Raw genomic sequence first — 11,998 nt, 5'->3', positions numbered from 1 at the left:
ACCTGATTCAGCACCAGCTGCTCCTTATGAGGCAATCTGTCCATGGCTTCCATAACCACATCAGAAGCCAAATGGATTTCAGCCAACTCCGTAACGGGGGTGCCTGTATCTGCCAGCATATCCAATTGGGACACACCAGATTCCATCTCTGCTTCCAGACAAGCAATATCGGCATTGCCCTCTTCCTTCATAAAGCGGTACATTCGGCCTCTTATGCGATAAACAGCAAAGAAACTGAAGGCCACGCCCCTGTCCGGATCAAAGCTTTCCACAGATTCTATCAAACCAACGGTGCCCTCCTGAATAACATCCATGATATTTTTCAGATCCTTAAAGGGCATAGCTGTCCTAAACACCAGTGGCTGATATGCCTCAATGATACGGCGGCGGGCCTCAGAGCTGTGATTATGCTTAAATTCATACCACAACTCCTTTTCCTCCGCCGGCTCCAGCATCTTAACCTTATTCAGTTCCTGCATATACTCAGACAGCTTCATAAAAACCTTCTTCGCTAAAACTTATCGAGTTATTCTTGCGTATCCCAAATCGCTGTATATCAGCCTTTCATTCTCCCCATCACTGTATGAAGGTGCTGTTGAGAACCTGAACTGGTGGGATAAACCAAAGGTATGGGCATGATCCTCATCAAACAAATACATAAGATTCAGATTATCTGTCAGCTCATATTCCACACCAGCCTTATAGTCGTTATTATTAACACTTTTGGCAAAGGTCAGCATGGTTCTGTCAGATATATATTTACCCAATTTGATATTATACACTTCCTCATAGTTTTTGTCGCCTGTTTTTTGACTGAGGAATTCTGAAGTATCCCTTTCCACTGAGAAAAGATCCAAATCAAGGGCATTCCTAATGGCATTTTCCACCTCGGAAAGCACTGTCATAGAAAGTCCCACGTTGAACATGGCGGCGAATTTTGCCGAGTCACTCATATTATTTCTGAAATCACTTCTCAGGGTAAGCAGTTGGATAATATTCTCCTCTGACATTGGTGGCGAGGACATCAGCCTAAACCGCATGTGTTCCACTGGACCATCAAGACTGACAAAGACCCTGGTGCTGGCCACCTTGGTGCCTGCCCTTAGAGTGATGGAAGGATAAAGGCTGTCACTTCTGTTAAACCTTATTGCACCCTCATAAATCTGGAAATTTGTTTTCAGATAATTAATTGTTCCACGCTTAACTGTAATAGCACCGCTGGTATGTGGCATAAGGGTTGTACCCTGGAAATGGGCTTCTCCCACCAACAGCAGATTTCCAAGATTAGCACTGACAAAACGGACGCCCTTGCCCAGCTCCACATCGAAATCAAGCCCCACTTCCGGCATTTCTGCGCTATCCGTAGGAATTGGTGGTGTAGAAATCACCACATTTTCCAAAAACAGTCGTCCGGAAATTCTAGGAATGGTTCTGGCGGCCACCGGTTCACCCTTAATAAACTCATCCGGCTTCTCCAGACTATCAATGTTAATGGTAGTTGTAAGTGGTCCCCTGAAGAAATTACACCGCACATCCAATCGATCGGCATCAAAGCCCAGATGATAGCTCACAGGCTTCAGGCCATCCATTTCCGCATAGCCCGTCATCTTGTAGCTGCCTTCACCCATCCTGCCAGTGAAACTCTCCAGCATAAAGGTATTTCCCAGCATGGACAGGCGTAGCTCCACATCAGTAACCGGATTTGCCACACCCTTTATTTTATATGCGCCATCTGTAACCACAATGTTTCCCTCAAAGGCAGGATGAGCTGCAGTGCCAGTAATATGCACTGTACCATCTGTTGGACCTACAGACCATTCCACATAATCAGACAAGGATGGCAACAGACTAAGGTCAGCATCCTCCAAGGATACCGTCAAATTCATTTGCTCATTGTCATTAGAGTCATCAGCCTGGAAAGCTCCCAAGGGAGTATATCCCGTCACCACTACTCTGTTGGAATTATTCCCCACCATTTTTTGGGCAACAAAAGGCTCAGTTATGTGAAGAGTTTTATCCTGTAACATAAGCTTGCCGGAAATACTGTCCAGAGCAGCTCCACGTACGCCGATTTCTTCACCATATAGGGTGATTTCGGCCATAGGGTTGGCAGTTTCTCCCGCAGCCTCCACATGACAGTTCACTTTACCGGTAATTTCCCCGGTATATCCCGCAGCTCCTGCCAATGCACCAGCATCAATATTGGTGGCATCTGCTGTCAACGATATATCACCATCCAAATCTATAGTGCCAAGGGCCGTAAATCTCCCCTGACTGCCTTCAGATCCCGTAAGATTCTTTATTTTGATAACTCTATTATCAAGGGTGGCATTGCAATACACATCGCTAAGTGGATATGTGCCGAAATAACCATCAGTAACATAAGCGCCAATTACCAGGCTTGGATTATCTGCCGTCCCGGCAATATTACAGTCGCCATTCAGCTTACCGGTGACCTTGTTGTTTTCCCAACCTGCTATAATCCCCAAAGACTGAATATTCACATTATTTAGGGTAATACTGCCGCCAATGGCCTCAGTCACGAAATTATAGCTGGCGTTAAGGGTATACTTTCCATCCCCCTGCTTCACATACATATTCTTGAAGAAAATTCTATGATTACGGTAATCAATATCCCCCGCCACCTCATTAAATTCCTCTCCCCGCAAAATCACCTCATTGGAGGATATAGTACCGTGGAAAATCGGCGATTCCACATTACCTGTCAAAGTACCAATGAAATTAATATAGCCGTCCAACGGAACAGGAGAACGCTTGTCAAAATCGTCCAGATTAATATCCTTGGCCTCCACGGTGATATTCATATCACCGCCGGAGGTAATAGTACCACTGCCAATATATGCCTTAATTCCCGGAGACAGGATATGTATATCCGTAAGGGTCAGCAGATTATTCTCGTAGGTATAATTACCAGTAATACTCTGAATAACAATTTCATCGCTGAACTTACCCAGCTTGTAATTGAAATGTCCCTTTACCTGCGGGTTATCCAGGGTGCCACTGACCTCAATCTCATTATCCACACTGCCTGTAAGTGGTATATCCACCTCTGCTGCCTTCAGCATATTTTCCATACGGGCATTTCTGGTAGAAACGGTAAGATGAACTCTCCTTTCACCCAAAAATCCCACAATACCATTTACTTCCCAACGGTTGTCATAATCACCTTCAATTATTAGGTCCTTTACACCAACTCCACGGAGTCCACCAATGGCCTTGCCATGAAGTCGCTTATATGGCTGGTCAAAGATAACACCCTCCCGGGCTGCAAAGGAAGCTCCCAATACAGGGTCATCCAAGGTTCCCTTCAATTTCCCCCTGAAATCGCTTAACCCGGAAACATCTGCCTCCGGAGAAATATTTCTTATAAGGGACAAATCAAAATCACGGCCATAAAAGCTTATATCAAGCTGCTCACCAAGAAGTAAATCACCCTGAAGCCCAATTTCGCCACCATTTTCAAGGATTGCACTGACATAATCCACATGGAGGTCTTTATTTTGATAAATAAAGGAGCCATCAATTCTGTTGGCTCCAATCCCCATATAGGAAGCCCCATCCGAAGACACTGTACCCATAACCCGGGTATTGCCAACATCATTTACATTGCCCGTAACAAAGAGATCAGCAGACACTGCTCCCCCTGCTTCACTTAATTCAAGAATATTGGCTGAAGCCTGGGAAAGATTAACCCCGTTGGCCTTCACCTTGGCCACGAAATCAAAGGTCTTGGCATCAAAATCCCCCTCACCGGTTACATGGCCTCCAAAAATATCACCACTTAACGCTGTTACAGATACAGCCTCATTTGCATATCTAATCCTGGCTGTGCAGTTGGTAAAATCATAACCGTTGACACTGCCCTCAGCTATTTTTACATCCGCATCCACCACAGGGCTGGTGGCATCCCCGGTCACCCGGGCATTAAAGGACACAGGTCCACTGTATGGAATATCATCTATAAGAGCTCCCGGCTCAAAGCCATCAGAGGCAACCGTCAAATCAAGAATCGGGCGCCCCTCCACAAGCTTCACCTTGCCCTTGGCAGTAGCCTTCTGCCCGGCAGTTTCCGCGTTCATAAACACCTGAATAGCCTTTTCGGTAAAGGTAAACAGTCCATTAATGTTTTCCACTTTCTTATCCAGAATAATTGCTTCGCCCTTCTGAAGCTCCAGCTGACCGCTGTAATACAGCTCCGAACCGACCTTTTCTCCTGTAACCACAGCTCTGGTTATTTTCCCCTTAATACTATCCGGCTTAACCATATCCTGTGGTAGGGTGCCGGATGGTATAAAGGCGGTATAGTTAGCCAGCTCCAAATCTGTAATTTCCACATTAAGGGTATCCTTGGAACCGCCGTAGTTGGCAGCCACCTTAACCTCTGCTCCCTGATTTTTGGCAGTACCCTCCAGGCGCACAGCAGGATAATTATCAAAATCCAAATCTGCCTGTAAATCCTCCACCAAAATATCCTGACCATTATAGGCAGCCTTCAGTATCCCGTCCTTAATATGCACCTTGCCGGTGAATTTACTGTCACTGGGCTCCTCAGACACCAAATCCTCAAAATTCCAGCTGCCATCACTGCGCTGATGGATATCTGCCTCCACATCAGTGATATACACGTCCCTAACGCCTTCAGAAACAGAGTTTTTAAACATAGCAAGGTAGCTGAAACCCACTTTGGCATCAGCTACCCTGGCAATTATCTTATCCTGCTTGTCGTAAACAGCTATATCCCGTATATCCACTGAATTAAAGGAATCCACCTTAACCAGGCCGATTTCCACCTTGGTATCCAACACCTCACTGGCAATGGAGGCTGCATTTTCAGCTGTTCTCTCCATAAAGGCAGAAGATGTGATATAACCGTAAATACAGGCCATTATAATAAACACTATGCCCAAAAGACCAGTGACCTTCCCCATAACCTTACGGTCCATTAAATATCCCCCTAGAAAAATCCCTGTAAAAGAAAACTGCCACGCAATAAGGTGGCAGTCACATACTTAATACCGCACATTGCAACTTAAGTATAACATAATAAACTATAAACTTTTTAAAAATTATATTAATTTTTTGCTAATTGCTCCTGCAATTTACTTACATCCAAATCCACCATGAGGCCCATGGCCCGATCCAAATCAGCCTTACTGTTATTATACTGATACAAGGTATTGTAATATTTGCTTTGGGCAGCAGTCAGCTTCTCCTCGGCATCCATTACATCAAGATTGGTACCCACGCCTGCGCTGTAACGGACCTGAGCGATTTTGTAGTCCTCCTGGGCCTTTTCCACAGCCACCTTGGCAGTTTCAATGCTCTTTTCTGCGGAGGTGAGATTCAGATATGCTGTGCGAACCTCCAAATCTCCGGTATCCCGGGCCTGCTGAGCCGCCTCCTTGGCCTTTTCAATAGCCGCCTTGGCCTGCTTAACCTTAGCCTGGGTTACATTGTTATCAAAAATATCCCAGCTAATCCCAAGACCAGCATACCAGCTATTTTGGCTATAGAAAGCATCTGCCGGGTTATCGTCTTCGCCAAAGGCCCTTTCACCAGCTATGGACTTAGATACCGAAGCACTCACCTTTGGTAAATTACCTGATGCTGCCACATCCCTCTGGGCCTCGGCAATTTTCACATTATAATCTGCCGCCAAAATATCAGGACGGTTCTGCTGGGCATACTCTGAGCACTGTTCCAGGGAAATCTCATAAGGTATATACCCAAGCTCATCCTTTAAATTCAGCTGAGTACCGCTTGGTACACCTACGATATTGTTTAAATTAGCAATAGCCAAATCATAATTATTCTGGGAAGAAACCAGATTCAGCTGGGCATTTGAAAGCTGTACCTCGGAAGCCAACAAATCCGACTTGGCCACAGTTCCCGCTGTATACTGGGCATTAACATTACGCAAATGCTCCTCCAGGGTTTTAACGGAATTTTGTGATACTGCTATCTGATTACGACAGTTAAGGGCATTATAATAAGCTGCCTGGGTCTTGGCCTTAATACTCTGCTTGGTGCTCTCCAAAGTCAGCTCGCTGGCATTCAGGGACAAATCCGCTGCCTTAATGGAACCCTCCAGCTGACCGCCGGAATAAATTGGCATGCTTACAGAAACGGTATTAGTATACATAGAATTAACATCAGCCGCACTATATACATTACCACCAATTCGACGGGCTGCACTGCTCCAGTTCAAAGTAGGGCCATGCTGACGACGGGCCACATGACGTGCCCATACTGCAGAATCATAATCATCAATGGCACTTCTTATGGTATGATTGTTGGCCATAGCCAAATTAACACAATCCTCAATATTTACATCCATGGTTTCAGCCATTGCCGTACCAGCCACCGACATGGTCATAACACCGCTGATTACCAGGGCAGTTAACTTTTTAAATCTATTACTATTCATTAATATAGATACCTCCTCTAGGGTAATATATTACTACCGATTATTGAAAAAAACATGAGAATCAGATTAAAAACATATTTTTAAAAGCTTCTCCGTAAACCAAAATATGTTGCCCTGGTTCTGCTGCGATTTATATCATTCATTTGGGCAAAAAGATAGGTATTAGGCGCCACCTCAAAGGAAAGGCGGGAGCGGAGCTTAAATTCATTTGGATCATAGCCATCCACTGAAAGCTGAACCTTATTGCCGCCGAACAAATCAATGCCCAACCCGGCCTTGCTGTCAATAATTCCGCCATGACCTCCAAAGGCACCGGAGCGGATACCTGCCTGCAAATTGAAGTAATTTTCCCGGCCAATATCGGAAACTCCAATTTTACCATAGCTGTTGCCACTATAAAGACCCACATCCATATTGCTGGACCAGTCGCGTTTGCCACCACTATACATGGTTTCCAAACCACCGCCCACCTTAATGCTGGAAATCCTGGACATCATGTTGTCCGCTCTTTCCGTAAGATTTCTGGTATTATGGATAGTCTGCTTTAAATCGTCTGCCACCTGAGGGTCAGTAACCACACCCTCCAAAGATTTGGCCATATTATTAAGGCGAATACTGGCCTCAGACAAATTGTTAACCGCCAGCTTCAGATTTTCCGCCGTGGTCCCATCACCACTAAAGGTATTTATCATGGACTCCACGCTGTTGGCACTGCGGGTTAAACTTGCCGTCATCACATTAAGATTTCTGGCCATATTGCGAATATCATCCTGGGAGCTTACTGCCACATTGGCAAGGGTGGAAGTCATCACATTCAGATTATCAGTTACCTGGCGCATATTCATGGAAATATCCTTTAATGCCGCCTTGGTATCGTTATCGCCGATAATATCATTCATATTGGCCAATAACTCATGCACCTGCTCAAGGGCCGCACTGACCCCCTGCATTACGTTATCAATACCCGTTTCCCCCTGACCTTCTACATAATCATCCGGCCGGAAGCAATCATTTAAATCGCTGTCCACCGCAGGCTGAATATTAACAAACTTGGCCCCCATAACACCATTGGAGGTAATAGTAAAGGCGGATTTTTTTGGAATTTTCACATCATCCTGAATTTTTACCCGCACCAAAACCCCCGGGCCGTTTGGACTTATGGCCTCCACACTGCCCACGGTTACACCGGCGTAAGCCACTGCATTACCGGGAGTCAGACCAATGGCCTGGCCAAAATTTACATAAAGATTATAGCTCTTGTCTCCCCCAAAACTAAAATTCGTAAGAAATACAAACACTGCCATTACCAGGGCCAAGCCCCCCACCGTAAAGGCACCAACCTTAACCTCTGTACTCACCCTTATGCCTCCTTGCCAATATACAGGCCCCGTAAGAAGGCCTTAACCCGCGGATCCTCTATTCTGCGGAAACTATCTACTGTATCTACTGCAATGAGCTTTCCCTCATAAATCATGGCGATTCTGTCAGCAATATGAATCGCACTGTCCATATCATGGGTTACCACCACCGAGGTTACCCCCAGTCGCTTCTGGGTGGAAATAATCAGCTCATCAATCTTGTCCGTCATAATCGGATCAAGGCCGGAGCTGGGCTCATCGTAAAATATAATCTCCGGCCCAAAGGCAATTGCCCTGGCCAGACTTACACGCTTTTTCATACCACCGGAAAGCTCTCCCGGCATCATGTTTTCCGTCCCTGGAAGTCCCACGACCTCCAGTTTTTCCTTAACAATCTCTGCTATTTTCTCCTCGCTGTAGTCCGTATGCTCCCTTAAGCCAAAGGCCACATTGTCCCCTACAGTCATGGAATCAAATAGGGCAGAATACTGAAAAACCATGCCCATATGAAGGCGAAGCTGATCCAGCTCCTTTTCCGGCATGTGGGCAATATCCTTATCCCCCAACCAAATTTTTCCCCCAGTGGGGTGATCCAGCCCTATCATCAGCCGTAGCAAGGTACTCTTGCCGGAGCCGGAACCACCAATAATAGCCAAGGTCTCCCCGTCTTTAATTTCCAAATTTATGCTGTCCAGTACCTTCTTGTCCCCAAAGGACATGGATACATTTTCAATTTTTATCATGGAACCTCTCCACCATTAATTAATACAGTACCATGGAAAGCAGTACATTTAACATAAAAATAACCACGATAGCACTAACCACCGACTTGGTGGTGGCCTTGCCTACGCCCTCGGCACCCTCCGGTGCCTTCATGCCATAATAACATCCCAACACCGCAATAACCACACCAAAAACGACGGCCTTCACCAGTCCCCCTGTAAGGTCGTTCAGCACTGCATATTCGGGAATGGAATTCACATACACATAGGAAGAAATGCCAGAATAATATTTGGCCACACCCCAGCCGCCTACAACGCCAATAACGTCACCGTATACAGTAAGCAATGGCACCATTATCATACAGGCCAGCATCCTCGGCACCACCAGATATCCCAGAGGATTGGTTCCCATAACCCGTAGGGCATCAATCTGCTCTGTTACCTTCATTGTACTTATTTCCGCTGTCATGGCAGAGCCCACACGGCCAGCTGCCACTACTCCCACCAGAACAGGGCCCAGCTCACGGCCAATGGCTATAGCTATAATACCGCCTACTGTGGACTCAGCTCCCATTTTAATGAACTCATTAGCCACCTGCAGGGTCATTACCATACCGGTAAACAGCATTGTAAGGGACACTATAGGCAGGGTGTCCACACCCAGATGGGACATCTGATGGATGACGTGACGCACCCGAATCTTCACGGGCATCTGCTTTACTGTCCCTATGAACAGCAGCATAACATCACCGATGAAATATAATAGCTCCAAAACTGAAGCACCAATTATCTCCAGAAACCTAACAAACATATATTATTAAGCCCTCATAAAAATCAATATTAAAACGTAATGATTATGAATATATATGTATAAGTATATAAATATGGCAGGTATAGTTTTCTTGAACGTTAGGCTGTGGTACGAAAAAAAAATTTTTAGTGCCACAGCTGGGTGAAAGAAAACTGTACCTGCCATAATACTATCACTTTTTAGCTTTATTCTCTACTATTTTTAATGTTGTGTGAATTACATTTTCTATTACATAGTCGGTGGCGGTACGCTGTACAGCCTCTATTGGCTTGGAATTATCCACCTTGGCCTTGTTACCATTTTCTGCCAGCTTTTTGGATTGCTTTATAGCCTCCTTGACTGCTGCCTTCTGCTGCGCATCAGTTAAAATAGGTGCTGCTGCCGGCTCCACCACAATATCATTATTGCAGGCAGTCTTCAGCATCTCCTTTATCTTGGCCTCAGTCTTGACATTCTGGTCCTCCTCCAGGGAAGCATCCCCGGCCTGCTGGGCCAACAGCAGCTTAGCTACATTAATCAGTCCACCGCCGTGCAGGTCAAGATTCAATGTCCCTGGCAGCTGGGTCTTCGGCACAGTATAAGGAACATCCACTGTTACCTTCTCCTGACGATAAGGCTTCAACGTAGTCTTAAAAATAACCTTATCACCGGCACATACCTCGGTTTTATCAGGGGTTGCCGATAAAATAGAAGCCGTCATACGCTGGCCGCCAATAAACACATCCACCTTTACATCATAGATGTTGGCTTCCCTCTCCTTATTGGTACAGATGGTGTTCAAAATCTCATTGAGCTCACCTACAGCCTGCTTGCCCACATCACTGCCATTATAGAACATATTTGTGCGCTCGATTACGCCATTTTCCCCCATATCGGTGCGAATGCGGAAATGAACCTTTGCTGTACCGTTAATGGCCCTGTCTATGGTCTTGTACATGGAGTCGTACACCATGGCAGTGGTCAGCAGAGGCACCACTTCTTCATCATAAGCAACAAAGGAGTGATAGGTCTGGGAATTAGCCAGATCTGTGTCATTTACCGTAAGAATCACCGGAACATTCTGAGGATATTCCCCCAAAATACCTGCTATGCCATCATATCTATCCTGATTTACACGGCCGATTATAGAGGTCATATGACCAATCTTCATGCCATCCAAAGGACCATGGGCTGTGGAGAACACATCTGCCCCGGTCATAAAATAATTTACATTTCCCCGGTCCGTATTTCCGTGACCAAAGGCCAGTATTCTTTTGCCATCCACGGCTGTTACCGTACCCATGGCACCCACGTAGTAATCTCCCACAATCTGGGCCACACCTACGGCACCACCTGGCTCCAAGTTAGCATTGTAATCAATGGTGGCAGGACCAGCATTGGAATTCCAATTGGCCACATCCCGCAGCTTTATTCCGGGAATCTTCTCTGAGAGGAAATCCACGCCCTTGCCGGAGAAGCCGGACACCAGCTTCCATGCCTTTTCCCTGTCCTGCTCTTCATTTTCTTTAGGAGCTTCCGCCTGCTTCTCAGTCTCTGCAACCTCCTTCTGGGCCTCCAGCTCTTCCTTGGTTATATAAGTATTATCCCTCTGTCCTTTATCAGCTGTCTTTTCTTCGATTACAGCCTCCTTGCTTTCAGGGGCAGAGTCATCTACAGAAGCTTTCTGGGTATCAGACTCGACTTCAGATTCTTTTTCTTCCTCGGCTTTGGCCTCTTTCTCTGCCTTCTTGGCCTCTTCCTCTGCCTTCTTGGCTGCTTCCTCACGAATCTTCTTCAGATCAATCTGTGGAGTCTGAGTCTTATTTTTATTATCCGGCAAATCCCACAGCTTCAACATATACTCAATAGGAGTTACCATAACCCGTTTATCAAGGTACACATTGCTAAAAGAGGCTGAGGCTGCACCAATGAGCTTGCCATCCACATAAATAGGGGAGCCGCTCATACCGGATACAATACCGCCGGTAGTCTTAATCATTTCTCCGGACAAATCAATGAGAATACGTGGAGAGGCCAGCTTGCTGCTGCTACCGTTGACTCCCACCACTTCCACATCAAAGGACTTAATTTCCCCGCTTTTGTCAATGATGGTATATCCCTTGCCTGTCATACCCGGAGTCACCTCTGTAAGGGGCATAATTTCCGGCATAGCGAAGGATATGGAACCCATTGCAAGGCTGAAGGCAATCCCCATGGCCAAAGCACGTTTCTTTAATCTATTTAAAAATCTATTTATGATAATCACCTCTTATGATTTTGCTATTTAACACATAAGCTAATTATAGCTTATATATCTGAAAAACAACAGTAACAATTTAATTCATCAGGAATAGATTAACACGACAGGGACGATTTTCTTTCACTCAGCTGTGGCACTAAAAATATTTTTTCCACCGATTTGAATAGCAATAAAAATTACAACTCGCTTCGCCGATCAAAAATGATGATGCTCGCTCAAACAAATAATTTTTCTTGCTAATGCAGGAATGGAAAAAATATTTTCTTACGTACCACAGCTTAATGTTCAAGAAAATTGCCCCTGCCGTTGTAAATTTGGCACTGTTGAAAAGATGGGGGCTGGTAGATTTAGCAATTAGTTCCGCTACGTTAAGAAATTTTTTGTTGCTATTCCTATGTAATAGTGGAAAAAATCATTTGT

Annotated in this window: 7 protein-coding genes; all 7 read right to left on the bottom strand. The window is 45.4% G+C overall.

The window, feature by feature from the left end:
• Positions 1-497, bottom strand: a 497-nt coding sequence (locus ACKI5G_RS01600) for a sigma-70 family RNA polymerase sigma factor (RefSeq protein WP_407397005.1), incomplete at its 3' end; no start/stop codon positions are given.
• Between the two features lie 21 nt (positions 498-518).
• Positions 519-4,964 carry a translocation/assembly module TamB domain-containing protein gene (locus ACKI5G_RS01595; protein ID WP_407397003.1) on the bottom strand — a complete coding sequence of 1,482 codons (4,446 nt, stop codon included), beginning with the start codon at positions 4,962-4,964 and terminating at the stop codon, positions 519-521.
• 128 nt (positions 4,965-5,092) lie between these two features.
• Complete coding sequence (locus tag ACKI5G_RS01590) at positions 5,093-6,448, bottom strand: TolC family protein (protein WP_407397001.1); 1,356 nt, start codon at positions 6,446-6,448, stop codon at positions 5,093-5,095.
• 80 nt (positions 6,449-6,528) lie between these two features.
• Complete coding sequence (locus ACKI5G_RS01585; RefSeq protein ID WP_407396999.1) at positions 6,529-7,806, bottom strand: MlaD family protein; 1,278 nt, start codon at positions 7,804-7,806, stop codon at positions 6,529-6,531.
• Positions 7,807-7,808: 2 nt separating this feature from the next.
• Positions 7,809-8,549, bottom strand: a complete 741-nt coding sequence (locus ACKI5G_RS01580; RefSeq protein WP_407396997.1) for an ABC transporter ATP-binding protein — start codon at positions 8,547-8,549, stop codon at positions 7,809-7,811.
• Positions 8,550-8,568: 19 nt separating this feature from the next.
• The gene (locus tag ACKI5G_RS01575; protein WP_407396995.1) at positions 8,569-9,339 is read right to left on the bottom strand and encodes an MlaE family ABC transporter permease; all 771 of its coding nucleotides are present in this window, start codon (positions 9,337-9,339) and stop codon (positions 8,569-8,571) included.
• Between the two features lie 172 nt (positions 9,340-9,511).
• Positions 9,512-11,584: a SpoIVB peptidase S55 domain-containing protein gene (locus ACKI5G_RS01570; protein WP_407396994.1), complete on the bottom strand. Its 2,073-nt coding sequence runs from the start codon at positions 11,582-11,584 to the stop codon at positions 9,512-9,514.
• Positions 11,585-11,998 lie beyond the last annotated feature (414 nt).

This window comes from Anaerovibrio sp., assembly GCF_045637405.1.
Lineage (GTDB): Bacteria > Bacillota > Negativicutes > Selenomonadales > Selenomonadaceae > Anaerovibrio.
This window is presented reverse-complemented; position numbering and strand designations above follow the sequence as displayed.